The 24575-nt window shown below is 34.4% G+C and carries 26 protein-coding genes; 16 read left to right on the top strand and 10 right to left on the bottom strand.

Annotated elements, in window-relative coordinates; genetic code table 11:
- Nucleotides 1-7: 7 nt before the first annotated feature.
- The gene (prmC, locus tag HM987_RS10185) at nucleotides 8-880 is read right to left on the bottom strand and encodes a peptide chain release factor N(5)-glutamine methyltransferase (protein ID WP_179007753.1); all 873 of its coding nucleotides are present in this window, start codon (nucleotides 878-880) and stop codon (nucleotides 8-10) included.
- Between the two features lie 259 nt (nucleotides 881-1139).
- Complete coding sequence (locus HM987_RS10190; protein ID WP_179007754.1) at nucleotides 1140-1631, bottom strand: GNAT family N-acetyltransferase; 492 nt, start codon at nucleotides 1629-1631, stop codon at nucleotides 1140-1142.
- Nucleotides 1632-1735: 104 nt separating this feature from the next.
- On the opposite strand from HM987_RS10190, the gene HM987_RS10195 reads away from it, so the two are divergent.
- The 4 genes from HM987_RS10195 to HM987_RS10210 are packed head-to-tail and all read left to right on the top strand — an operon-like array spanning nucleotide 1736 to nucleotide 4827.
- Complete coding sequence (locus tag HM987_RS10195; protein WP_229724367.1) at nucleotides 1736-2194, top strand: LEA type 2 family protein; 459 nt, start codon at nucleotides 1736-1738, stop codon at nucleotides 2192-2194.
- A complete protein-coding gene (ribD, locus tag HM987_RS10200) occupies nucleotides 2195-3280 on the top strand; it encodes a bifunctional diaminohydroxyphosphoribosylaminopyrimidine deaminase/5-amino-6-(5-phosphoribosylamino)uracil reductase RibD (protein WP_179007755.1) in 1086 nt (361 codons plus the stop codon). It abuts the gene before it with no gap.
- A gap of 57 nt (nucleotides 3281-3337) precedes the next feature.
- Complete coding sequence (locus tag HM987_RS10205; RefSeq protein WP_229724369.1) at nucleotides 3338-3979, top strand: HAD family hydrolase; 642 nt, start codon at nucleotides 3338-3340, stop codon at nucleotides 3977-3979.
- Entirely contained in the window at nucleotides 3976-4827 is an 852-nt protein-coding gene (locus HM987_RS10210; protein ID WP_179007756.1) for a DMT family transporter, read from the top strand. Before HM987_RS10205 ends, HM987_RS10210 begins: the two co-directional genes overlap by 4 nt.
- A 103-nt stretch (nucleotides 4828-4930) precedes the next feature.
- On the opposite strand, the gene HM987_RS10215 is transcribed toward HM987_RS10210, so the two are convergent.
- The gene (locus tag HM987_RS10215) at nucleotides 4931-6523 is read right to left on the bottom strand and encodes an aryl-sulfate sulfotransferase (protein ID WP_179007757.1); all 1593 of its coding nucleotides are present in this window, start codon (nucleotides 6521-6523) and stop codon (nucleotides 4931-4933) included.
- Nucleotides 6524-6734: 211 nt separating this feature from the next.
- On the opposite strand from HM987_RS10215, the gene HM987_RS10220 reads away from it, so the two are divergent.
- Complete coding sequence (locus HM987_RS10220; protein ID WP_179007759.1) at nucleotides 6735-7343, top strand: IMPACT family protein; 609 nt, start codon at nucleotides 6735-6737, stop codon at nucleotides 7341-7343.
- On the opposite strand, the gene HM987_RS10225 is transcribed toward HM987_RS10220, so the two are convergent.
- Entirely contained in the window at nucleotides 7338-7745 is a 408-nt protein-coding gene (locus tag HM987_RS10225) for an acyl-CoA thioesterase (RefSeq protein ID WP_179007761.1), read from the bottom strand. The two genes, HM987_RS10220 and HM987_RS10225, sit on opposite strands and share 6 nt — an antisense overlap.
- Nucleotides 7746-7943: 198 nt before the next feature.
- On the opposite strand from HM987_RS10225, the gene dnaA reads away from it, so the two are divergent.
- The 4 genes from dnaA to HM987_RS10245 all read left to right on the top strand — a co-directional run bounded on the left by dnaA (nucleotide 7944) and on the right by HM987_RS10245 (nucleotide 12055).
- Nucleotides 7944-9371, top strand: a complete 1428-nt coding sequence (dnaA, locus tag HM987_RS10230) for a chromosomal replication initiator protein DnaA (RefSeq protein ID WP_179007763.1) — start codon at nucleotides 7944-7946, stop codon at nucleotides 9369-9371.
- Nucleotides 9372-9383: 12 nt separating this feature from the next.
- Nucleotides 9384-9848 (top strand): low molecular weight protein-tyrosine-phosphatase, encoded by a 465-nt coding sequence (locus tag HM987_RS10235; RefSeq protein WP_179007765.1) that lies wholly within the window; start codon nucleotides 9384-9386, stop codon nucleotides 9846-9848.
- 69 nt (nucleotides 9849-9917) lie between these two features.
- The gene (locus tag HM987_RS10240) at nucleotides 9918-11339 is read left to right on the top strand and encodes a PQQ-dependent sugar dehydrogenase (protein ID WP_179007767.1); all 1422 of its coding nucleotides are present in this window, start codon (nucleotides 9918-9920) and stop codon (nucleotides 11337-11339) included.
- Nucleotides 11339-12055: an SAM-dependent methyltransferase gene (locus HM987_RS10245; RefSeq protein WP_179007769.1), complete on the top strand. Its 717-nt coding sequence runs from the start codon at nucleotides 11339-11341 to the stop codon at nucleotides 12053-12055. Before HM987_RS10240 ends, HM987_RS10245 begins: the two co-directional genes overlap by 1 nt.
- 72 nt (nucleotides 12056-12127) lie before the next feature.
- On the opposite strand, the gene HM987_RS10250 is transcribed toward HM987_RS10245, so the two are convergent.
- The 5 genes from HM987_RS10250 to dapF all read right to left on the bottom strand — a co-directional run bounded on the left by HM987_RS10250 (nucleotide 12128) and on the right by dapF (nucleotide 16154).
- Nucleotides 12128-12754: a peptidoglycan-binding protein LysM gene (locus tag HM987_RS10250; protein WP_229724371.1), complete on the bottom strand. Its 627-nt coding sequence runs from the start codon at nucleotides 12752-12754 to the stop codon at nucleotides 12128-12130.
- A 147-nt stretch (nucleotides 12755-12901) separates the two neighbouring features.
- The gene (locus tag HM987_RS10255) at nucleotides 12902-13804 is read right to left on the bottom strand and encodes a DUF2279 domain-containing protein (protein WP_179009995.1); all 903 of its coding nucleotides are present in this window, start codon (nucleotides 13802-13804) and stop codon (nucleotides 12902-12904) included.
- A 6-nt stretch (nucleotides 13805-13810) separates the two neighbouring features.
- Nucleotides 13811-14854, bottom strand: coding sequence for an endolytic transglycosylase MltG (mltG, locus tag HM987_RS10260; protein WP_179007773.1), 1044 nt, complete (start codon nucleotides 14852-14854; stop codon nucleotides 13811-13813).
- Between the two features lie 2 nt (nucleotides 14855-14856).
- Nucleotides 14857-15381: a GNAT family N-acetyltransferase gene (locus HM987_RS10265; protein ID WP_179007775.1), complete on the bottom strand. Its 525-nt coding sequence runs from the start codon at nucleotides 15379-15381 to the stop codon at nucleotides 14857-14859.
- Complete coding sequence (gene dapF, locus HM987_RS10270; protein ID WP_179007777.1) at nucleotides 15375-16154, bottom strand: diaminopimelate epimerase; 780 nt, start codon at nucleotides 16152-16154, stop codon at nucleotides 15375-15377. Before dapF ends, HM987_RS10265 begins: the two co-directional genes overlap by 7 nt.
- Before the next feature lie 158 nt (nucleotides 16155-16312).
- Here dapF and HM987_RS10275 point away from each other — a divergent pair, with 158 nt between their 5' ends.
- From HM987_RS10275 to HM987_RS10300, 6 genes are all read left to right on the top strand, one after another.
- Entirely contained in the window at nucleotides 16313-17716 is a 1404-nt protein-coding gene (locus tag HM987_RS10275) for a trypsin-like peptidase domain-containing protein (RefSeq protein WP_179007779.1), read from the top strand.
- Between the two features lie 138 nt (nucleotides 17717-17854).
- A complete protein-coding gene (locus HM987_RS10280; protein ID WP_179007781.1) occupies nucleotides 17855-19303 on the top strand; it encodes a glyceraldehyde-3-phosphate dehydrogenase in 1449 nt (482 codons plus the stop codon).
- A gap of 147 nt (nucleotides 19304-19450) precedes the next feature.
- Entirely contained in the window at nucleotides 19451-19939 is a 489-nt protein-coding gene (locus HM987_RS10285) for a hypothetical protein (RefSeq protein WP_179007783.1), read from the top strand.
- A 5-nt stretch (nucleotides 19940-19944) separates the two neighbouring features.
- The gene (locus HM987_RS10290; RefSeq protein WP_179007785.1) at nucleotides 19945-20679 is read left to right on the top strand and encodes an LVIVD repeat-containing protein; all 735 of its coding nucleotides are present in this window, start codon (nucleotides 19945-19947) and stop codon (nucleotides 20677-20679) included.
- A 134-nt stretch (nucleotides 20680-20813) separates the two neighbouring features.
- A complete protein-coding gene (locus HM987_RS10295) occupies nucleotides 20814-21440 on the top strand; it encodes a tRNA (guanine-N1)-methyltransferase (RefSeq protein ID WP_179007787.1) in 627 nt (208 codons plus the stop codon).
- Between the two features lie 176 nt (nucleotides 21441-21616).
- Nucleotides 21617-22705: a T9SS type A sorting domain-containing protein gene (locus tag HM987_RS10300; protein ID WP_179007790.1), complete on the top strand. Its 1089-nt coding sequence runs from the start codon at nucleotides 21617-21619 to the stop codon at nucleotides 22703-22705.
- Between the two features lie 17 nt (nucleotides 22706-22722).
- On the opposite strand, the gene holA is transcribed toward HM987_RS10300, so the two are convergent.
- On the bottom strand, nucleotides 22723-23730 hold the full coding sequence (holA, locus tag HM987_RS10305) for a DNA polymerase III subunit delta (protein ID WP_179007791.1): 1008 nt from the start codon (nucleotides 23728-23730) through the stop codon (nucleotides 22723-22725).
- A 158-nt stretch (nucleotides 23731-23888) separates the two neighbouring features.
- On the opposite strand from holA, the gene HM987_RS10310 reads away from it, so the two are divergent.
- Nucleotides 23889-24344 (top strand): type I restriction enzyme HsdR N-terminal domain-containing protein, encoded by a 456-nt coding sequence (locus HM987_RS10310; RefSeq protein ID WP_179007793.1) that lies wholly within the window; start codon nucleotides 23889-23891, stop codon nucleotides 24342-24344.
- Nucleotides 24345-24575: the final 231 nt, after the last annotated feature.

Below are 24575 nucleotides of genomic sequence, written 5' to 3' on the forward strand. Positions count from 1 at the left end.
TAATCTTTTAATTCCTCTTCCCCTTCAACATTCTATAATTTCCATTCAAATCCTTAATTAAATCAACAACTTTAAAATCAGCATCATCTAATAACTGCCTGGTTTCTTTTCCAAGATATTGATTAATTTCAAAATATAACTGACCGTTTTCTTTTAGATTTTCCTTAGCAAAGTTGGTAATCGCTTTATAAAATACTAATGGATTATCATCTTTTACAAACAACGCCAAATGTGGTTCGTTATCCAAAACGTTAGGTTTTATCTCTTGCTTTTCCAGTTCCCTGACATAAGGCGGATTAGACACTACGATATCAAGTTCCAAATTTTTAAAAACTAAATTCCAAGCAGATTCGTTCAAAATATCAGCTTCAATAAATGTGATTTTTACGTTATTGAGCTCAGCATTTTCTTTTGCCACTTTCAAAGCCTCTATACTTACATCTAAAGCATAAACCTGTGCGTTTACCAAATATTTAGCCAATGAAATGGCAATGCAACCAGAGCCAGTTCCGATATCTAAGATCTTAATTTGAGATTCTTCGCTTCGCTCTGAATGACATTTGATAATTAAATCGACCAATTCTTCCGTTTCAGGTCTTGGAATCAGCACGTGCTCATTCACTTTAAAAGGTAATCCATAGAATTCCGTTTCCCTTAGTATATATTGTATGGGTTTTTGCTGTTTTAATTCTTCCAAAACCGTAAAAAAGGTTTCGGTTTCAGGTTTTGCGATTGTGAATTCTGGCTCTAAGGTTAACTGAATTCTTAGTACATTTAGATAATGTTCCGTACACAAGTAGAAAAAACTGTTCACTTCTTCTTTACCGTAAATAGCATCTAGTTCTTTATGAAATATATTTTGAAGGTCTTTCAATAACATTATTAATATTCAATTGTTTTAATTATAGATTCTTGACCGCCTCGCTTATAGATTCTAGAATCAAGACTTGATTGTAAATAACCGAGAGACAGATAGGGTTTATAAATAAACAAATCTTAAAATTTATCATAAATTATTTCTATACAGCAATAAGCAATTATTTTGGACATTGGTTTAGTTAAAACTATTCACTTTGTAGCATTTCTATTTCTTATAAAAATACTAACAAACGCCTAAGCCCAAAATTTTTCATCCTTAATCACAAATCTTTTAGCATCCAAACCGTACAGGAATAATGACCCGTATTTCCCATGGGCTTCTCAATACTTTCAAAACCTACTTTTCTATATAATTTACGTGCATCGTCCATATAGGGTAAGGTTTCTAAATAACATTGGTCAAAACCAGTTTGCTTGGCAAATTCAAGACATTTTTCCATCATTTCAGTTCCCAAACCTTTTCCCCTAGCTTTTGGCATAAAATACATTTTTTGCAATTCGCACACATTACCATCGTAATGATCTAAAGGCGCAATTCCTGCGCCTCCAATAATATCATCATTCTTTTCCACTACAAAATAAATCTTATTAGATGCGCCATAAGTTTCCGTCATGCGATCTAAAGCGGTATCTTCATAAGCAGTTCCAACTTTTGGCGCTCCCATTTCCACTAAAACCGAACGAATGGCCTTGGCAATTTTAGGGTTGTCCTTAGCTTCAATTTCTCGAATAACAATAGTATCTTTACGCACTGGTTTAATTTTAAAAAATTTCTAGTCGCTTCGACTTCGCTCAGCGACCACAACTGAAAATGACATTTTCCTGCATATCCAAAAATACATATAAAAACAATTTTATGTTTAAAAGATTCTTAATGTTTTTCCTAACTTTTACAGTACTTTTCAACTGTTCGGTAACCGAAAAACCCGAATTTCTTAAACTCGATAACATTCAAGTCGTTGACTCTAACTCTAAAAACATTACCCTTAAAGCAGATGCTTTTTTTCTAAATAAAAATGATATTGGCGGCACTTTAAAAACGGATGATTTAAAAGTTTACATCAATGATTTGCAGGTGGCTTCTGTGATTTCAGATGAATTCGATGTCCCAAAAAGAGAAAATTTCACAATTCCACTCACTGTAAACGTACCAACCGATAGTATAATCTCTGATAAAAACCTGGGAAGTTTATTAGGCAGTTTACTTTCCCAAAGTCTAAAAGTGCATTACAAAGGTGAAATAAAATATAAGATTATGGGTTATTCCTCAACCTACACAGTTGATGAAATCCAGGATGTAAAACTAAAACTCTAATTGACAACCCACGAAAACTACATAAAGCGCTGTTTGGAAATTGCCAAAAACGGATTGGGAAGCACAAGGCCTAACCCTATGGTTGGTGCTGTGATTGTTTACATGGATTCGATTATTGGCGAAGGGTTTACCAGTGAATATGGTGGCCATCATGCCGAAGTGAATGCCATAAATTCAGTGAAGGACAAAACGCTTTTAGCAAAAGGCACGCTTTACGTTACACTGGAACCTTGTAGTCATTTTGGAAAAACACCACCTTGTAGCGATTTAATTATAGCACATAAAATTCCGAATGTAGTTATTGGCTGTGTGGACGATAATCCTGAAGTTTCCGGAAAAGGGATCGCTAAACTCGAAGCTTCAGGTTGCCATGTGATTGTTGGCGTTTTGGAAGAAGCATGTAAAAATCACCACAAACGTTTTTTTACCTATCACAATAAAAAGCGTCCTTATATTATATTGAAATGGGCGGAAACTGCTGATGGATTTATGGCACCAATTCATAAGGACGAAAAAAAGCCGGTTTGGATTACCAACAATTACTCGCGCCAACTAGTGCATAAGTGGCGCGCTGAAGAACAAGCGATTTTAGTGGGAACTAATACAGTTATTGAAGACAATCCTAGTTTAACGGTTAGGGACTGGACAGGTCACAATCCAATCAGAGTGGTTTTAGATAAGAATTTAAAGTTGGGTAAAGATTATAAGGTGTTTGATAATGAAGCTGAAACGATTGTTTTAAGCTCGAAGTTGGAAGCACGAAGCATGAAAAATATTGAAGAAAGACAAATGACCGAAGTCGGAAGATGCAATAATTGTAATTTGGAATTTATCGATTGGAATTTGAAGAATTCAATTGCAAAACAAATTGTTGCTACTTTATACAAGAGGAATATTAACTCTGTAATTATTGAAGGTGGCGCAAAAATGCTTCAAACGTTTATTGATGAAAATCTTTGGGATGAAGCAAGGGTTTTTAAAGGTCTTGTTGAATTTGATGAAGGTGTAAAAGCACCAAAGCTGAAAGGGCGATTAATTTCGGAAACAAGAATTTTAGATGATAAATTAAAGATACTCAGACCATGACCGAGCTGCTTTAAAAAGCCTAGCAGGTTTCTAAAGCTTATATAACTAACTAAAAAAATGAGACTCCCAATTTCTTGGGAAATGAATATGATTAAAACACTGATTTTCGATTTTGGCGATGTGTTTATCAACTTGGATAAACAAGGTGCGATGAAAAACGCTTTGGAATTATTTCAACTTGAAACTTTTGAAGCGGATATGATAAAAACTAATGAACTATATGAGGTTGGAAAGATTTCAACTTCAGAATTCATTCAATTTTATAACGCTAAATTTTCAGACCTGAGAGAAACCGATATTATTGAGGCTTGGAATTATATCCTTAAAGATTTTCCAGAACATAGATTTGAATTCATTAAAAACTTAGCACTTCAAAAGGATTATAAACTCATGTTATTGAGCAATACCAATAATATGCACATTGATTTCATAAAGCAGAAAATTCCATTTTTTAATGAATTTCAAGATTGTTTTGATGTGTTTTATTTGTCCCAAGAAATTAACCTTAGAAAACCAAATAGGGACATTTTTGAATTTGTGCTAAAAGAAAATAACCTTATCGCCAATGAATGTCTTTTTATTGATGACACCAAGGCCAATACGGATACTGCTGACGCCATGGGTTTCCACACTTGGAATATTGATGAAACCTCAGAAGATGTAGTCACACTATTTGAAACCAAAAAAGAGCTCTTTTGATTTATTTACTCATTAGTATTCTATCCTCTACAGCCATTTTTGTAGTATTTAAGTTGTTGAAAAAATATAACATCAACACCTTACACGCTATTGTTGTCAATTATTTTACAGCTTGCTTTTGTGGCTACCTACTTTATAAAGGCAAGATTGTTCCTTCAGAAATCATACAGTCGGATTGGTTTGTGGCAGCCATAATGCTTGGCTTTTTGTTTATTGCCATATTTAATGTCATGGCTTTAACGGCACAGAAAAACGGGCTTTCAGTCGCGTCCGTTGCCAGTAAAATGAGCGTTATTATCCCTATTGTTTTTGGTATTATAGTATTTAATGAAAGTGTTAGTTTTCAAAAAATCTTGGGAATTGTCATTGCCTTAGTTGCTGTTTATTTAACCTCCGTAAAACAAAAAGGAAATATAGTACTAACGCAATCCATTTACCTACCTATTATTCTGTTTTTGGGTTCAGGTATTATAGACACATCGATAAATTATTTTGCGCCAAATGATAACATTCCTCTATTCTCTGCTACTATTTTTGCTATGGCTGCAATAATTGGTGTAATTCTTTCTACGGGAAAAGCACTTAAATCTAAAAGCCCTTATAAACTAAACGTTATTCCTTTTGGAATCGTTTTAGGTATTGTAAACTATGGATCTATCCATTTTTTGCTGATGGCCTTACGCGTTGAAAACACAGAAAGCTCAACCTTATTTACCATTAATCATATTGGGATTTTGGCACTTTCGACATTAATTGGATTAGTGCTGTTTAAAGAAAAAATTTCTAAAATGAACTGGATTGGTATTGTCTTGGCTCTAATTTCAATTCTATTAGTCACATTATCATAATGGAAAACGATATTTACAAAAGGATTTTAAAACCAATACAATTGGATTTGTTTAACCACAACATGTTTTATTGAGTCTTTTGCCACTCATGCTATCGAAAAAATTAATTCTTCATTATCTTAAAAAACTCAGATTTTCCATGAGTAGAAATTTTAATGATGTACAGACCATTTACCAAATTTTCTAAATTGATAAATTCAGAATCAACTTTACTTAAAACAGTTTTTCCAGACAAATCGTAAACCTCAATAAGATCTATACGTTTGTTAAAATCAAAATTCAAAATGTCTTTAGTAGGATTTGGATAAACCTGTAAATTGCTAAAATAAGAATTATCGAGAGATAAAAGTTCAACACAATTATCAGAAATAGAATTAATATCTTCAATAATTCCTGTATTATTAAAGGTTACACCATCAAAACCGCTATAATCTTCTGAATATCGATTAGCTCTGAATGCTCCATTTCCGATGGGCATTTCAAATTGATTGAACGTATTTCCTGCACCTACCGGAATTTTATAAACCCAAATTACATTGCCTTGCATATCTATTTCTGATATTCTCCCTATATCAGATTCATTGATTAATGCATTACCATTAGACATAATTTGTACACCACATTGCGCACCAGCATGCATCACTTCATCCAATATTGTACCACTCCATGACCAAAAATAAGTGTCTGGTAAAAATTTTCCTGAACTTAAACTGTAAACGCCATTGGTATCGTTTTGGTCAATTATATGAACAGATGACGCTGTAACATCATTTCCATAACCATCATTACTAAATACTGACATTTTACCCTGATGAGGACCTTCAGTAATCCATTTTATATCATGCTGTTTGCCCAATTTTTTATCAGCGCTTGTACCTTTGCCATAAACTTCTGGATTTCCCCATCGCCAAAGAAAATCACCACCTTTTCCATAAATTCCGCCAGTGTGAGATGCTGCTTGAGCCGTTGTTGTACTATGATCTATTACAAATACTTCGCAGAGATGTCTCGCAGAAACCGCAATTTGATCTAATTCTTCGTTATAATCAATCGCATTTGCGTGTATGGGATTCGAGCCATGCCCATCTTCATAATTCAAATCTAACAACTGGGGATTATTTGCGACTATCCCATAATTAGGTTTAGTACTATCAAATTCCTGTACTAGATGATCAAAAAGTTTCCATTCCCATACTATGTTAGCAGAATCTATCCCAACAGGTTCGATTTCTATAATTCTTTCAAGTACTAAAGTATCATTAAGGTATGAGGTATCTAGGCCTTCTGCGAACATCTCAATATTAGTATAACCATCTCTAACTAATATTAAAAAATTTCCATTTGGCAATGGTTCGATATCATGATGAGCCCTAAAACCAAATACTGCCATTAAATCAAGACTCCAAATTATATTGTTGCTCCAATCTCTTAAATCAGCATGAGTTCCACTACTTTGTAATAAGTTTCCGTTTTCTAGTAAGTAAGCCTGTCTACTGGTTTGACCAGAAAAGGTCCATTCATTAAAAACCTCCCCACAATTATTTATGAGAAAAACCCTGTCATCCGATCCTGGATTAAATAAGGTATAACCCTCTGACTTAGACTCATTAATATCATTATAAATCAAGCCTATAGTTTCTTGTGCTGTAATAACATTAAAAGCAAAGGCGATTAATAGACATACTATCTTTTTCATAACTCTTTTTTTTTCTTCAAATATAATTAACATAAATTATAAATAAAATAATTTATGTTAAATGCAACAACCAAAATAGGTTTGAAACCTCCTAGATTATTGATGGTTAATGAAGTATTTGTTATTATCAACAGTGCATAATTCATACATTTAAAAAATTAGCGATTTCTATAATTGTATTTTTGTTGAAATCGTACCAACAGTTTATAATATGATAGAAAACGATATTTATAAAACAATTACAAAACCAGCGCAAGGCGAATTGTTTAAGGACAAAAACAGCAAATTCTATGGTTTTGCATTTCCTGTAACCAACGAAGAGCAAATTAAACAACACCTAGAAGAATTAAAAAAAGAACATTATGCTGCCAGACATTGGTGTTATGCCTACCAGATTGGAACAGAAACCATTCACTATAGAGCAAATGATGACGGCGAACCTAATAACTCTGCAGGAATGCCAATTTACGGACAGATCCAATCTTTTGAAGTAACCAATATCTTAATTGTTGTGATTCGTTATTATGGCGGTGTAAAATTAGGCGTCGGAGGATTAATAAATGCGTACAGAACAGGAGCACAATTAGCCATGGAAGCTTCCAAAATTGTAGAACGAACAATCAAAAGAGACTATCAGCTCAAATTTGAATATAAGAATATGAGCAAAGTTATGCGATTATTGAAAGAAAACGACGTTGAAATCATTAATCAAACTTTAGAATTAAATTGCTTGTTAGAAATATCTGTCAGAAAAAGCCACAGTTCTAAAGTATTTGATATGTTCGATCAATTTTTCGGTGTTGACATCAAAGAATTATAACGAATATTTTTGCAGTTGGTCTAAAAGATATTTTGGACATCTCGTAGGCCTATTCTTCTTTACATCAATAAAAGCTAAAATTGTGCTTCCAGTTGCCAATAAAACATCAGATTGATTATGTAATTCATACTCAAATTCTATCGAAGCAGTTGGCATCTTTTTGAGTGTGGTTTTTACTTTAAGCACATCATCATAACGTGCTGAATTTTTGTAGTTTATCGCCAGCGAAATTACTGGAAGCATAATACCGTTGGCTTCCATCCCACTGTAACTAAGTCCAAACTCCCGTAACCACTCAGTTCTACCCACCTCGAAATACACCGCGTAATTAGCGTGATACACAACTCCCATCTGGTCTGTCTCGCCATAGCGAACTCTTATTTTTGTTTCGTTAAATTTCATTTATATACGTTTGTTTAGATATAATTTTGTAATTTTCAGATGTTTTAAACATGAGGAAAAAAATCTAAAGATTCTATGAAATAAGATTTTTTTTTTAAGAATTTTGTTCACATATTTGTCCTGTTGAAAACTACAAGAGAATCCCTTTTCTCTTTTTTTTTGCTAATCGAACTAACAACGAAAAATTTAACTTAACGAATGGAGATCACAGCGCAATCTGTATGGAGTAATTGTCTCGCTTTTATAAAAGATAATATACAACCACAAGCCTACAAAACTTGGTTTGAACCTATAGATGCAGTGAAGCTCTCCGGTAATGCTTTAAGTATCCAAGTACCTAGTAAATTTTTCTATGAGTGGCTAGAAGAGCATTATGTAAAAATCTTGAAGGTTTCACTAACTAAAGAGTTAGGTACAGATGCTAAATTGGTGTACGTTATTAAAATGGAAAACACCTATGGCAACAAACAACCTTTTACAGAGAAGATTCCAAGTTCAAATCGTTCTGCCGTAAAATCGCAAGATGTTGATGTACCCTTTAACAATAAAAGTCCTGAATTAAAAAATCCTTTTATAATTCCTGGCATCAGAAATGTTAAGATTGAATCTCAACTCAACCCAAGTTACAGTTTTGAGAACTTCCTTGAGGGAGACTCTAACCGACTGGCCAGAAACGCAGGAATCGCTGTCGCGAATAAACCTGGAGGAACGTCTTTTAATCCCTTATTAATTTTTGGAGGCGTTGGTTTAGGAAAAACGCATTTGGCGCATGCTATTGGTGTGGATATAAAAGACAAATATCCTGAAAAAACAGTACTATATATTTCAGCGGAGAAATTCACCCAACAATATATTGATTCTGTAAAAAAGAACAACAGAAATGATTTTATTCACTTCTATCAAATTATAGATGTACTAATTATTGATGATGTACAGTTCTTATCTGGTAAAACAGGAACGCAAGATGTTTTCTTCCATATTTTCAACCATTTGCACCAAAACGGAAAACAAGTTATTTTAACGAGTGACAAAGCGCCTGTGGATATGCAGGATATTGAACAGCGCTTGTTATCACGTTTTAAATGGGGACTTTCTGCTGAATTGCAAACCCCAGATTTTGAAACTAGAGTTTCTATTTTAAAGAACAAATTATATAGAGATGGTGTTGAAATGCCAGAAGACATTATAGAATATGTGGCTAAACATATTAAAACCAATGTTAGGGAACTGGAAGGTGCCATTATTTCATTAATTGCGCAATCGTCTTTCAATAAAAAAGAAATCACTATCAATCTTGCAAAAGATATCGTAGAGAAGTTTGTTAAAAACACGAAACGTGAAGTATCTATAGACTACATTCAGAAAGTGGTTTCAGATTATTTTCAAATGGATGTGAATACACTTCAATCCAAAACAAGAAAACGTCATATTGTACAGGCACGTCAATTGGCCATGTTCTTTGCTAAAAAATACACCAAAGCATCCTTGGCGAGTATTGGTTCTCAAATTGGGCAACGCGACCATGCTACTGTATTACATGCTTGTAAAACCGTTGACAACTTATCTTCAACAGATAAGCAATTCAGAAAGTATGTTGAAGATCTATCCAAAAAGTTAGCACTTTAATTACCGTTTATTATGACACGTATCTTAATGGTATGTTTAGGGAATATTTGCCGTTCGCCTTTAGCTCACGGTATTTTGCAATCTAAACTTCCTGAAACTCATTTTTATGTCGATTCCGCAGGCACAGGTGCTTACCATTTAGGAAACACTCCAGACAAACGCTCTATTTCAGTAGCTAAAAAGTATGGTTTGGATATTAGCACACAATCCGCAAGACAATTTAAAGTTTCAGATTTTGATACCTTTGATTATATCTATGCTATGGATCAATCAAACTATACTGACATCATCAGTCTAGCTAGAAATAACAATGATATCAGTAAAGTGAAATTATTCCTTGAAGCCAATACATCCATCCAGAACAAAAATATGCCAGACCCTTATCATGGTGAGCAAAGTGATTTTGAATACGTTTACAATCTTGTTGAGGAGACTTGCTCCATATTGGCAGAAGATTTAAAGGGCCACAAAAACTAAAGCAGAAAATATCTCTTAATATAAAGGTCTTTTTTTGTAAATTAGTGCCTAATCCTTTATTAATTTGCAATGAAAACTTACATACTATTACTGTTAATTATATTTTTATTCATTCCTTTTAGCTACGCACAAGATTTGGATCTAGAGCTCCATGCCTCTGGTTTTAATCGACCTGTAAGTATTAAGCATGCTGGTGATGATAAGCTTTATATCGTAGAACAAGATGGTTTAATAAAGATCATTAATGCGGATGGTACGGTTGAAAGTACGCCTTTCTTGGACATTGACAATCTTGTTATAAATACTGGAAATGAGCGAGGCCTTTTAGGTTTGGCTTTTCATCCTAACTACGCTGCAAATGGTTACTTTTTTGTAAACTACATCAACAACTCTGGAAATACTGAAATTTCTAGATTTACTAGAGATACTGCTAATCCTTTACTAGCAGACCCTAATTCAGAACTGCCAATCTTATCCTATACGCAACCTTACAGCAATCATAATGGTGGCGATTTAGCATTTGGTTCTGATGGCTATTTATATATTTCTTCGGGCGATGGTGGCTCTGGTGGAGATCCAGATGATAACGGACAAAATACCTTAAACCTATTAGGCAAAATTCTTAGAATAGATATTGATGCCACCACAGCAAATGAAAATTACAGTATTCCATCGAGTAATCCTTTTGTTGGTGATTCCGATGTAAGTCCGGAGATTTTTGCCTATGGCTTAAGAAATCCTTGGAAATTTTCTTTCGATCGACTAACTGACGACATGTGGATTGCAGACGTTGGTCAAAACGCCTATGAAGAAATTAATATGGTCTCTCCGACCGAAGCAGCTACTGGACTAAATTATGGTTGGAGATGTTATGAGGGCAATGGTCCTTACAACCTAGATGACTGCACTGACCCAAGTGCTTACACCTATCCAGTTAGTGGTTATGCCCATTTCAGTGATGGGGCACCAAAATGCTCAATTACTGGAGGTTATAGATATAGAGGGGCAATGTATCCTAACTTTGATGGTCTGTATTTCTTTGCAGATATCTGTAGTGGTGAAATCGCTTTTTTAGAATTTAATGATGCTACAGGAAATTGGGATAGAACATTTGAAGATTTTTCCGGCCAATGGACCGCCTTTGGTGAAGATATCAACGGAGAAATTTATGTAGCAGATTTGGATTCGGGCAATATTTACCAACTTACCGATACTACTTTAAGTATTGAAGATGATTTATTATCCTCAATATCGATTTATCCAAATCCGACAAAAGACATCTTGAATATTAATTTTGGCTCAACTAATGGCATCGATAATTCAACAAAAATAACAATCTACGACATACAAGGTAAAACCATAAAAAGGGTTCAACACACTGGCAAAATCATTCAAAAAGTAAACACTTCCCAACTCTCTAATGGTATTTATGTTTTAAAAATCAATACTGAAAACGGAATACAAAGCACACATAAACTGGTTATAAATTAATGAGCAGCCCAAAAGGAAAATTATATCTTATACCAACACGATTAGGTGATAATCCACCTCTTGAAGTATTACCTATTTCAATTAAAAAAATCATTGAGGATCTCAATTATTACATCGTAGAAAATGAAAAAACAGCACGTCGCTTTATAAAACGAATATCATCTGGTAAATCACAACCGTCGTTAAAGCTTCAAGTATTAAATAAATATACTACTGAAGCCGAGCGCAATACCTATTTGAATGTTTGTTTAGAAGGTATCTCAATTGGTTTGCTCTCAGAAGCTGGCTGTCCTGCTATTGCTGATCCTGGAGCCGACATTGTAAGTTTAGCGCACCACATGGACATTCAAGTAGTACCGATGGTTGGCCCTTCTTCCATTCTACTCGCCTTAATGGGTTCTGGTATGAATGGGCAAAGTTTTACATTTAATGGGTATTTGCCAATTGATAAAAATGAAAGAAAGTCGAAATTAAAAAGTTTGGAACGTTTATCTTCTGAACACAATCAAGCTCAAATTTTTATTGAAACACCATATAGAAACATGAAGATGCTTGAAGATTTAGTCAATTCGCTTCATCCAAATACGCGAATTTGTGTGGCTTGTGATTTAACTTTACCAACAGAATTCATTAAAACCAAAACCGCAAACGACTGGAAACATAATAAAGAAGACCTGCACAAGCGACCTGCTATTTTTATTATTCAAAAAGACTGATAGATCTTAGAAACGCACAACAAGCACCATTTACGATTGAAATAGTCAATTTGACTTTTTGGATTTTCGAATTTATAAAGTAACCCTTGCTTTCTTATCAGGAGTAATCATAGACGTATCATATCCCGAAAACTTTTTCATATAAAACTTAACGGAAGAACCGTAGGCATCAGAAAGATTATTGCCGCCATAACTGCGTAGAAACTTTTTTACATTTCCAGGACCTGCCAAGTGAGCGGCCGCTAAAATACCAGATTCAGTTACTTTTACGCCACCAATCTGTTTCCCTTCAAAGCGTTTAATATCTTTTCTAAGAACCCATTTATTTCGTTTCGCATTGGCAACAAACGCTTTTTCTTGCAATTCTGGATTGTATAAAAACTGATTCGGCGTATAAATCCCAATTAATTTTAAGGTCTCAGCACCAAACTGGTATTTACCTAAATAACCTAAAGTATTAACTGTAAAATAATCACCTCTAGATTCCTTAAACGCTAAAGCTTCCTTAAAGCCTTCAAAAGATTTTCCTAAATGTGGTGTAAACAAGCTCTGCTTAAAAGTATGGTCTTGACCAACCATAGCTAATTCTTCAGAAATGTTGTAATTGAGTTCTAATCCTTCTGTAGAATAAGTCTCAGGATCAAGAGACGGATTTGGATACAATGCTAATGCAGCAAGCAAACAAATTGTAAATGGCATGATAAAATTCTTAACGCTATTTATAGTCATAACAGCTAAATTTTTACTGTAAAACGTTTCCCCAAACTATCTTACAAAATTCGCGTGCAAATATACGACATTTTTGTAATAATTGAAAATCAGTCGGTTAAGTGTTTAAAAACCTCTTTAAAAGTAGATATAATGCCATTTTACATGGCCCTTATTATTTAGTTCCAAAGCAGGAAAAGGCACCTTTATCGCGTTAAAAACATCGAAAATGGTTTTCAAAACATTAGAATTTGTTTTAATCCGTGTTAAATCGACATCTAAACTTAAGTAAAATTGACGTCTTCTATTCTGGTTTAAAAACAGAGGGTCATTTGCTTCTCCTGTTAACATGCCCTCTGCGCCATAACCGAAAGCGACATTCAACCAATTGGGAATTGTTTCTGTTCTTAAAAACGAATTGATATTGGCACTCAACCAATAGGTTTGCCCATTATAATCTTTTAGAAATTCCTCAGAAAATCCATTGCCTAATTTATTGGGACGCTGTTTTGCATATTGAGTCCTATGAAATGAATATTTCAATACCATACGTTGTTCATTCCATAGTAATTCTTGACCAACATACAATCCTGTTCCTGCGGCATTTGCTGCCATATCGCTCCAAGAAAAACCCCATTCTTCAGAAAAACCGTCCATAATTTCAACGATTGTGAGAAATCCAAATCCTAAAGTAGCTCCATAAAGTAACTGGTCTTTTTTACCTACTCCTGCCCAATTTAAGGTGTTCGCTCCCAACCTTCCTAATTGATAGGACGAAAACACATGACCCATTTTATCCATTTGCAACCACTCGCCACTATCGTTCAAGGTTTTAAAATTGGAACGCGGATAATCGGCATACCATAATTGATTGAGCCCAATCAATGTTGTTGAAGCTAAAGCTGTCTGCGTAATAACAACCGTATTTCTGCGCGATAGATTTAGTGAATCACTAGGCTTTAAAAATGAGTTGAATTTAGATTGTGAAAACAACGAGGTACTAGCCAATAAGAACAAAACGGTATGGCATAAAACCCGCATCACACCTTATTTATTAATCCCTTGAGAAGACAAATACCTTTGATATGCCCTTGCGTTATTATTATGCTGACCTAATGTTTTAGCAAATTTGTGGTAACCTAAGCGTTTGGCATCGGCAGCAAAGTAAAGATAGCTATGTTTTTCAGGATTTAAAACCGCCTTAATTGCCGATAAATCTGGCATGGCTATTAGTCCTGGAGGTAATCCTGTGTTTTTATAAGTATTGTATGGGGAATCGATGCTTTTATGTACATTTAAAACACGCCTTATAATGGTGTTTTTATATAAAGGCAATTGATAAGCCGCAAACTTCAATGTTGGGTCGGCTTGTAGAGGCATACCTATTCGCAATCTATTGAGATAGACGCCAGCGACTCTTGGCTGCTCATCGGCTTGCTTGGATTCTTCGTGTACAATTGATGCTAAGGTTATAACTTCATTTGGGGTTAAATTCAGTTTTTTAGCTTTGGCTTTTCTGTTATCGGTCCAGAATCGGTTGTACTCTGTTAACATTCTATCCCTAAAGGTTTCCGCAGAGGTATTCCAGAAAAACTCATAACTATTTGGCAAATACATCCCTAAAGCTGTTGCTTTGTTGAAACCGTTTTTAGATAAAAACTTGTCATCTGTCATTGCCGTTAACAATTGCAAACTATCGGCTTCAATCTGTGTACTTATTCGTCCTGCTAAATCTGCTAAATTATGCTGATTATTGAACGCAATTTTCAACGGAAGATTTTTACTTCGGATGGAGTTGATGATGTCATTATTGTTCATGCCTTTAGAAATGGCAAAACGGCCCGCTTTTATATTGGTCGTATATTTTTTTTGATTGGCCAAAGCATCAAACGCATCAATATCTTCTAATAGTGGTTCTAATTGTGAACGGACTTCTGCATAATCGGCATTGGTTGGCACATAAATGTAGGCAACTTCATTATTGAATGTTGTGTTTGGAGCAAACATCGCATTATATATGTAATAGGCAAACACGCCACAAACCACCAAACCAATGAGAGCAACTGCCCATAGAATTTTTTTAATGTACATAGTTAATCGTTAATTCGTTGTAATAGATATTCATTTGTGAAGTTCTTTCCATTGAAACGCCACTCTTTTTTTAATCCTATTTTTTTGAAACCATTAGCTTCGAACAAATTTAAACTGGCTAAATTATCTTCTGAAATATTAGCATAAACTTGATGTAAATGCAAGGTTTGAAAACAGTAGTTTATCAATAAATTTAAGGCTTCTTTACCATAACCAAGATTCCGATTGCCTTCATCTTGAATCAATATTCCGATACCTGCACGCTTATTTTTAATATCGAAATCAAACACATCAATTAAACCAATCGTTTCATTTTTTGAATTACAAATTGCCAAACGTAGTTGTTTCGCTTCAAAAATATCCTGTTGCGCATTTTCGAGATATTGCTTAATTAAAAATCTAGAATATGGTGTTTGGGTATCGCTTAAGTGCCAAAGTGCTGTGTCATTCTCAATGCCATAAACGAACTCTAAATCCTCAGGTTCCAAAGCTCTTAAATAAATTTGTTCTCCTTTTAGGCTTACCATTCTATATCGCCTTTAAATACTTGTACTGCTGGTCCAATCAACCAGATATTGTGATAACCATTATCATTACTATCAAAGCTTACTCTAAGTTGACCTCCTGGTGTTTTCAAATTAACCGAAGTGTTCTCCGTTTTTCCACTATTGTGCATGGCTAAAGCCACAGCTGTAACTCCTGTTCCGCAAGAAAACGTTTCATCTTCCACGCCTCTTTCATAAGTTCTCACAGCAAAATTATCCGTTGTTAGTTGTTCTACAAAATTCACATTACTACCAACGGCATTATAAGGTTGGCCGTATCTAATTTCCGAACCTTTAGCTTTCACATTATAATCAGCTATATCTGAAACCATTTCCACATGATGTGGCGAACCTGTATCTAAAAACTGATGATTGTCGAAGGTTTGAATATCAGAAACATCTTGCATTTGCAAATGAACGGTTTCGTTTTCAATCTTTGCTTTATGCAATCCATCAATGGCCATAAATTCGGCTTCATCCTTAATAATCCCTAAAAAGTTGGCAAAAGCAACGATGCACCTTCCTCCATTACCACACATGCTGCTTTGATTACCATCCGCGTTGTAATAGATCATTTTAAAAGCTGTATTATCGTCATTTTCCAGCAAAATAAAGCCATCCGCTCCTATGCCAAATCTTCGGTCGCATAGCTGCTCAATACGTTTGGTATCATTTTTGTTTATAATCTGCAAACGGTTATCTACGATAATAAAATCGTTACCTGTTCCTTGATATTTATAAAATGTCATTTTCATAATTAAAGGCAAATATAAGAATATTAGGTGGTAAAACGACTTGTTAAACGGTCGTTAAAGTTGACGTTAAAAAGTCGTTAAATATAAAATTGAAATCAATAAATTTCTAATTTTAATCGTTAGTAAAAATGAATAGTAATACTTAAATCAAATAAAATATGAAGAAGATCCTAACTTTAGTTTTTGTTTCAGTTCTAGGTGGTTTATTGACTTTGGGAGGTTACAAACTTTTTATTGAAAATGAATCACAACCATTAGCGGTTGAACAGTCGTCTGACTTTCCTGTTTTTGTTCCTACAAATAATTCAGTTACCAGTAATTCTGTTATGGCTCCAAATTTTGTAGATGCTGCAGAGAAATCCTTGGATGCTGTAGTACACGTAAAAAATACGGCAATTTTAACTGGACCAACATCCATGCGCGACTTGTTTTACGGTCGTAGCTCACAACGTGCGCAAGTTGGTACTGGTAGCGGCGTCATAATTTCGCCAACAGGTTATATAGTGACCAATAACCACGTGATAAAAAATGCCAATGAAATCAGTATCACGCTAAACGATAATAAATCATACAGTGCTGAGCTGATTGGTACAGATGAAACTACTGACATCGCATTATTGAAAATAGATACTGACGACGACCTGCCATTTATGGCCTTTGGCGATTCTGATAATGCGAAAATCGGAGAATGGGTTTTAGCTGTTGGAAATCCGTTTAACTTGAATTCTACGGTTACTGCAGGTATTATTAGTGCAAAATCTAGAGATTTATCTGGTAACCATTCCCAATCATTTATACAAACAGATGCTGCTGTCAACCCTGGAAATTCTGGTGGTGCATTGGTAAATACCAATGGTGATTTAATTGGGATTAATACAGCAATATCTTCTCAAACTGGTTCTTATATTGGGTATTCATTTGCTGTTCCAAGTAATATTGCTCGGAAAATTGTGAACGATATTATGGAGTATGGTAATGTGCAAAATGGCATTCTTGGTGTTGTTGGTGGTGCTTTAAATAGTAAAGCAGCAGAAGAATTAGGCACAGAAACAACAGAAGGATTTTATGTAAGTGAAGTGCAAGAAGATACTGGCGCAGAAGAAGCAGGCATTCAATCTGGAGACATTATTAAGAAAGTTGATAATGTTGATATCAATAAGTTTTCGGATTTAACAGGATATTTAAAAACCAAAAGTCCAGATGATGTGGTGAACGTCACTTTACTAAGAGATGGAGACGAAGAAATCGTACCCGTTACCTTATTGAAACCTTCAAGCTATATGTTGCCAACGATAGGTTTAATTAAAAATGCAGCGGACAAAGACTTGAAACGTTTCAATACTGAATATGGTGTAAAAATTTCAAAGTTGGATAAATCGAATAAGCTCTCTTGGAACAAGAATGGCGTTGAAGAAGGTAGCATCATCACAAAAATCAATGGCAAAAAATTATATTCCATTGACGATGCTCAAAGTGCTATTAAAACAAGACAGTATAATGAACCGCTTCAAATTGAAGTGATAAACACAGATGGGGAAAAAGTAGTTTTTAACTTTAGATAAAAACAACGCATTCACATACCCAATTAACCCTTCAAAGTAATATTCTTTGAAGGGTTTTTATTTTCGACAAAATGTACTACGAAAACGTTTGAAATATAGTATTTTCGCAAAATATAACCACTATAAATTAAACAACATATGGGTTTTAATGACACTTACGAAAAAGAGTTAGCGTTTCAGGCAGACCGTCGAAGGGCGACGGTAGAATTTATAAAAATTGTGAGCGACTTATGGTATGATAAGTCAATCGAACTGGTTTTATTCAGAAATCAACTTATAGATAGAAATGTGAGCGAGATTTTGAATTTGCATGAATATGCTGGCGAATTTGTTCAGAAACCAATTTCTATATTCGATTCGGTTGAAATTGCTCAAGCCATTAGTGCGCTAACCTTACCTCCTGCTAAACTGGATATCGGAAAACTAACCTATGAGTTTCATTTAGAAGACCAGAAATACGGCAATGCCACCGCTTTTGTTGCGGATAAATTAGGTAATGCAAAAAACAACAAAACCATTGAACCTAAAGATGTTATCCTATATGGTTTTGGTAGAATTGGTCGTTTGGTAGCACGTGAGTTAATGACACGTACGGGAAAAGGGACACAATTACGATTAAGAGCCATAGTCACCAGAGGGGAAATTAATGAAACGGTTTTAGAAAAACGCGCCTCATTATTGAGAAATGATTCTGTACATGGCGATTTTTCTGGTATGGTCAGTACCGATTTAAAAAACTCAGCTTTAATTATCAATGGAACCACGGTAAATATCATTTCGGCAAATGCACCAGAAGACATTGATTACACAAAATATGGCATAACTAATGCGTTAGTTATTGATAATACTGGAGCTTTTAGAGATAAAGACGCTTTGGGCAGACACTTAAAATCTAAGGGTGTTGACAAAGTTTTACTTACAGCACCAGGCAAAGGTGTTCCTAATATTGTACATGGCGTTAACCAAAAAGAGCACGATCCGGATAAGGTTAAAATATTCTCAGCAGCATCTTGCACCACAAATGCCATTACTCCAATATTGAAGGCCGTTGAGGATTCTTTTGGCATAAAAACCGGACATTTAGAAACCATTCATGCTTATACCAATGACCAAAATTTAGTAGATAATTTCCATAATAAATACAGACGTGGTCGTGCTGCTGGCTTAAACATGGTCATTACAGAGACAGGTGCAGGACAAGCCGTAAGTAAAGCGTTGCCATCGCTTGAAGGTAAATTGACGTCAAATGCTATTCGAGTTCCGGTACCAAACGGTTCATTGGCCATACTTAATTTGGAATTAGAAAATGAAACTTCTGTAGAGAGCATGAATACCATTATGAAAAAGTATGCACTCGAAGGCGACTTGGTGGAACAGATTAAATACGAAATGAGTGACGAACTCGTATCGAGTGATATTGTCGGTAGCTCCGCACCTTCTATTTATGATAGCAAAGCAACTATTGTTAGAAAAGACGGAAAAAACGTTATACTCTATATATGGTATGATAACGAATATGGTTATAGCCACCAAGTGATTCGTTTGGCAAAGTATATTTCTAAGGTAAGACGCTATGCTTATTACTAGAGCATTTTGAAAAATGAAAATTAAGAATCTTGTCTAACGGCAAGATTTTTTTTGTTTTGCACGCAACCATTTCAATACTTCTGCATCTATTGGGTAACTAAAACCAATTCACCCTTTCACATGAAAAAATCCTTTCTATTTCTCTTTATGACATCCACCGTACTAATTCATAGCTGTGTTCCTTTTTGGGGTGATGGAAACGATGATGATTTTCCAATGGTTTCAAATTATGAACCTGTAATTATGAAACGATCCGTGTTTGAAACCACTACAACTCTTGAAAGCACACCAAGAGCTATTGAAAATTCAGGAAAAATATATGTTAAGGACGATTATATTTTTATCAATGAAGTGAATGAAGGTTTTCATCTTATCAATAATTCAAACCCCTCAAACCCACAAAATATTGGGTTTATTAAAGTTTTGGGGTCTTCAGATTTAAGTATTAAAGAAGATGTGATTTATATTAATAATGCTACGGATTTAATTGCCGTGACCATAGATGACACTTCCGAAACATTGACCATCACCAAACGTTTAGAGAATGTTTTTCCACAGATTTGGTCGCCAGAAGGCATGTCTTACTACAATTTAGAACAGGATGATATCATTGTTAATTGGGAACTAATAAACTAAACGCTATGAGAAAGATATATTTAATTTTAGTTATGGTATTGTTTTTAGTCAACTGTGATTCTGATGGCACCAATGACGCTTCATTTACAGAAAATGGTCAAGGTGGTTCACTTGCACGCTTCGCGCTCTATTCAGATTATCTCTATGTTGTGGATGACACCAACCTTAATGTATTTAGCATTGTAAACCGAGAGCAACCTGTACAAGTCAATACAGTGTCCATAGGTTTTAATATTGAAACACTTTTTAATTATGAAAACTACTTATATATAGGTTCTAGAAATGGAATGTTCATTTATAATATAGACAATGCCGAAGAACCAGCTTATGTTTCAGATGTGCAACATTTTACGGCCTGTGATCCTGTTGTAGCTAATGATACGCATGCTTTTGTAACCTTACATACCAATATTGGTTGTGGTACCAATATTAATGTTTTAGAGATTTATGATATTACAGAGGTTACCAACCCTGTATTGGTTTCATCAAGAAATTTAACCAGACCGATAGGTATAGGGCTTTACAACGACTATTTATTTGTTTGCGACAATGAAGTTAAGGTTTTTGATGTCTCTGATCCAACGGATTCCCAATTAGTAACGTCTATCGATGTGAACAGCTTTGATGTCATTATTAACAATGGCATTTTAGTCTTAATTGGCCAAAACGGTTTGTACCAATATACATTAGACGCAGACGATATTACAAATATTTCACATTTAAGCACCATCAACATCTAAAATAGAATTTCTATCGTATATAAAATGCCTCATAATATTATGAGGCTATTTGTTTGGTAAATGTCTATGAAATACTCATAAAATTATTATCTTGGCAACCAATTAATCTAACACAACCAAAAATTACCTCTAGGATGAAATTCTTAACCAAAGTTATTGTAATTCTTTTAGTTACATTTAGTTTCCATTCCGTAAACGCACAAGCAAACGATGACGATGAAGAAGATAAGTTATCATTAAATAGTGGTACTATTGACAGCCAGTTTGAATATATTTTCAAAAAATCAGGTAATTTTAAAGGCACTAATGGACAGAATTATGAAGCTGTTAAATACTCTTGGCTTTTAACTTTAAAATCGCATGTGCTTGACTCATTAAAAACAACCTATGAAAAGTTAGAGAATTCTGAAAAAGTAGTTGGGAATCAAGTCAAGGAAATTGAAGATTTAAAAACTAAACTTGCAAATACACAGACCAATTTGGAGCAAACGGACTCTGAAAAAAATAACATGGCACTTTTAGGTATGCAGACCAGTAAGACCAATTACAATGTTATTATGTGGTCTATCGTTGCCGCTTTATTGGCATTTTTATTGTTCTTTATCTATAAGTTTAAAGGCAGTAATTCTTCAACACGTGAAGCAAAACACAAGCTTGAAGAAGTAGAAACCGAATTTGAAGAGCACCGACGAAACGCTTTAGAGCGCGAACAAAAAGTGAGACGTCAATTACAAGACGAATTAAATAAACACAAATCTTAAAAACCAGGTGCTCTTATATACTATAAATTTAATCCGTAATTTTAATTGCGGATTTTTTTATGACTATAATTAAAACATAAAGCTCACCACTTTAACCCAAATTAGTACCTTCTATATCTATTTTAGCTCTTAAAAGTTTGAAATAATTACATTTAAGCACTTTAAATCCAAAAGTGATGATACGTTTTATCTTGAATTTTATCTTTTTACTTGGTATAATTACTATTTCCGCGCAACAACTGACTTTAGAAACCAGTCTTAATTCAGCATTGAGCGAAACATCAGGACTAATTTATCTCAATAACGCACTGATTACACACAACGATTCTGAAGCGTCCAATCAATTACATGAAATTGATATGACCACAGGAGCTATTAGCAGAACTGTAACTATAACCAACGCTACAAACACAGATTGGGAAGATTTAACCCATGATGACACTTACATCTACATTGGCGACTTCGGGAACTATCGTGGCGACCGAACGGATTTGAAGGTTTATCGCATCGCTAAAGCTGATTATTTTACGAATACCTCGGTAAGCGCTGAGATCATTAACTTTTCTTATGCCAACCAAACCGATTTTACACCAAGTCCTACAGCTACTAATTATGATGCGGAAGGATTAATTCACTTCGATAATAAATTATATATTTTTAGTAAGAATTGGCTCAACGGACAAACAAATATTTATGAACTTCCTAAAACCATTGAGACCCATAGCATTTCAATCATAGACACTATAAATAGTCAAGGTTTAATTTCTGGTGCTACTTTTAATAATTTAGATAACACCATTATGCTATGCGGTTACGATTTCAATGGTGCTTTTTTGACGCAGTTAGGCGGATTTCATTCTGGCCTGTTTTCTAATGGAACAATCGTAAAAACATCAGTTGCAGTACCTGCAAATTATTCAACCCAAATTGAAGGAGTTTTTCCGATAAATACGACTGACTATTTTGTTTCTGCCGAAGAAAGTGGTTCAGATTCCCAAGCACTATATCGTTTTGATACGTCAACCCTAACTATTGAAAATTATGATGATACTTCTATTTCTATATACCCAAATCCAGCTCAAAATAATTTAAGAATCAATAAGGAAAATTGCTGGACCAAAATTTATACCCTCACAGGACAATTGGTAAAAACTTCGAGCAAATCAGAAATTGATATTTCAAAACTTTCCAAAGGAATTTATCTTGTTAAAATCCAAAATCCACAAAATAACCGTTCGAATATAAAACGATTGATTGTTGAATAAATTTGATGTTTTTCTAACTAACCTAGAATTTTAACCAGCAACTCTTTAAGCAAATCACCTTGGGATACGGCATTTGCACCCACGCCTTTGCTTTTTACATCAAAGTCGCGCAACACACCAATAACATAACTCACTTTTTTCATTGGGTAATTTCTCGCAGCTTCTATATATTCATTCACAAAATAAGGATTCACTTTTAGAGCCGAGGCGACACTTCTTGGGTTCTTATCAGACATACCATGAAGGTGCAATAATTGCGAAAAAAAATTAAACAACAAAGCCACGGTAACCACCATTGGATTATCCTTTGGGTTATCCGCAAAATATTTAGCGATTTGATGTGCTTTTACCACATTTCGTTGCCCTACCGCTTTTCGTAATTCAAAATTATTGTAGTCTTTGCTGATACCAATATTTTCCTCTATGTGATCTGGCGTAATTTGGGTGCCTTCAGGTAAAACGATTTTAAGTTTGTTGAGTTCATTATCGATTTTACTGAGATTAGTTCCTAAGAATTCCACTAACATCTGGGCGGCTTTCGGGGAAATATTATAATTCTGTCCAGCTAAAACACGTCTAATCCAATCCGAAACCTGGTTTTCGTACATTTTTTTACTTTCAAAAACCACGCCTCCCGATTTGTTGATCGCTTTATACAACGCCTTTCGTTTATCAATCTTTTTGTATTTATAATTTAGGACTAAAACCGTTGAAGGTTGCGGATTGGCCGCATACTGAGCCAATTTCTCTATGGTTCTGCTCAAATCTTGAGCTTCCTTTACAATGACCACTTGTCGGTCTGCCATCATTGGGTAGCGCTTGGCATTACTCACAATATCGTCAATGGAGACATCACGACCATACAAGACCATTTGGTTAAACCCTTTTTCGGCTTCTTCAAGAACATGGTCTTCAATAAAATCGGAAATCTTATCAATATAATACGACTCCTCACCCATTAAAAAATAAATAGGTTTAATGTCGCCTTTTTTTATGGCTGAAACTAATTGTTTTACGTCGTCCAAATTCTTTAAAATTCCAAGTTTAAAATTCCCTGTCTGCCGACAGGCAGACAAATTCCAATAGATAACCGATAAGGTAAACGCTTCGAATTGGATTTTGGGATTTAAACATTGTGATTTGCAATATTCTACTTTAACTTTGAATCAAATTAACGATTTAAGTGTTACAAGAACTCAACTTTCCAAAGTTTGAATACCGTTTCAAAAGTACAGAAAATAAAGTTTCTATTTTTGATGTCATTCGGAAAAAATTCATCATTCTTCAACCCGAAGAATGGGTAAGACAACATTGTGTCCATTATTTAATCAATGCTAAAAATTTCCCAAAATCATTGATAAATGTTGAAAAGGAATTGACTATAAACGGCTTAAAGAAACGTTATGATATTGTGATTTTTAATTCGGATGGCAGTATTCATTTGATTGTGGAATGTAAATCGCACCATATAAAAATTGACCAAACCACTTTTGACCAAATTGCGCGTTATAATTTAGTCTTAAATGCCACGTATTTAATGGTAACTAATGGTTTAAATCATTATTATTGTGAGATGGATATGAAAAATGAACGCTATTCGTTTTTAAAAGCGGTTCCAGATTATTATAAAAAGAGATAAAAAGACCGCTTCGCTGTTAGAATCAAGAATATAGACTTAATTCTAACTATCAGACAAACAGTATTAGACCTATTCAACATAGAAATTTTACAATCTGATAAAAAATGAAGTGCTAAAAATATATGACTTAAGTAGAACTTAAAATTAACTTTTAATCCTGTTCGCATTAGTGCTAATTCGTGAAATTCGTGTCAAAATGAACAATTATCATTAACTAAGAAATCTAACTAA

Origin of the sequence: Winogradskyella forsetii, from assembly GCF_013394595.1 — a bacterium.
Classification (GTDB): Bacteria; Bacteroidota; Bacteroidia; order Flavobacteriales; family Flavobacteriaceae; genus Winogradskyella; species Winogradskyella forsetii.

Coding starts and splice junctions, on each gene's coding strand:
- dapF (WP_179007777.1), bottom strand. CDS start 16,154: ATGAAAATGACATTTTATAAATATCAAGGAACAGGTAACGATTTTATT.
- HM987_RS10280 (WP_179007781.1), top strand. CDS start 17,855: ATGGGTTTTAATGACACTTACGAAAAAGAGTTAGCGTTTCAGGCAGAC.
- prmC (WP_179007753.1), bottom strand. CDS start 880: ATGTTATTGAAAGACCTTCAAAATATATTTCATAAAGAACTAGATGCT.
- HM987_RS10275 (WP_179007779.1), top strand. CDS start 16,313: ATGAAGAAGATCCTAACTTTAGTTTTTGTTTCAGTTCTAGGTGGTTTA.
- HM987_RS10250 (WP_229724371.1), bottom strand. CDS start 12,754: ATGCCATTTACAATTTGTTTGCTTGCTGCATTAGCATTGTATCCAAAT.
- HM987_RS10195 (WP_229724367.1), top strand. CDS start 1,736: ATGTTTAAAAGATTCTTAATGTTTTTCCTAACTTTTACAGTACTTTTC.
- HM987_RS10225 (WP_179007761.1), bottom strand. CDS start 7,745: ATGAAATTTAACGAAACAAAAATAAGAGTTCGCTATGGCGAGACAGAC.
- HM987_RS10300 (WP_179007790.1), top strand. CDS start 21,617: ATGATACGTTTTATCTTGAATTTTATCTTTTTACTTGGTATAATTACT.
- dnaA (WP_179007763.1), top strand. CDS start 7,944: ATGGAGATCACAGCGCAATCTGTATGGAGTAATTGTCTCGCTTTTATA.
- HM987_RS10235 (WP_179007765.1), top strand. CDS start 9,384: ATGACACGTATCTTAATGGTATGTTTAGGGAATATTTGCCGTTCGCCT.
- HM987_RS10220 (WP_179007759.1), top strand. CDS start 6,735: ATGATAGAAAACGATATTTATAAAACAATTACAAAACCAGCGCAAGGC.
- HM987_RS10285 (WP_179007783.1), top strand. CDS start 19,451: ATGACATCCACCGTACTAATTCATAGCTGTGTTCCTTTTTGGGGTGAT.
- HM987_RS10295 (WP_179007787.1), top strand. CDS start 20,814: ATGAAATTCTTAACCAAAGTTATTGTAATTCTTTTAGTTACATTTAGT.
- HM987_RS10265 (WP_179007775.1), bottom strand. CDS start 15,381: ATGGTAAGCCTAAAAGGAGAACAAATTTATTTAAGAGCTTTGGAACCT.
- mltG (WP_179007773.1), bottom strand. CDS start 14,854: ATGTACATTAAAAAAATTCTATGGGCAGTTGCTCTCATTGGTTTGGTG.
- HM987_RS10215 (WP_179007757.1), bottom strand. CDS start 6,523: ATGAAAAAGATAGTATGTCTATTAATCGCCTTTGCTTTTAATGTTATT.
- HM987_RS10245 (WP_179007769.1), top strand. CDS start 11,339: ATGAGCAGCCCAAAAGGAAAATTATATCTTATACCAACACGATTAGGT.
- HM987_RS10290 (WP_179007785.1), top strand. CDS start 19,945: ATGAGAAAGATATATTTAATTTTAGTTATGGTATTGTTTTTAGTCAAC.
- HM987_RS10255 (WP_179009995.1), bottom strand. CDS start 13,804: ATGCGGGTTTTATGCCATACCGTTTTGTTCTTATTGGCTAGTACCTCG.
- HM987_RS10240 (WP_179007767.1), top strand. CDS start 9,918: ATGAAAACTTACATACTATTACTGTTAATTATATTTTTATTCATTCCT.
- HM987_RS10205 (WP_229724369.1), top strand. CDS start 3,338: ATGAGACTCCCAATTTCTTGGGAAATGAATATGATTAAAACACTGATT.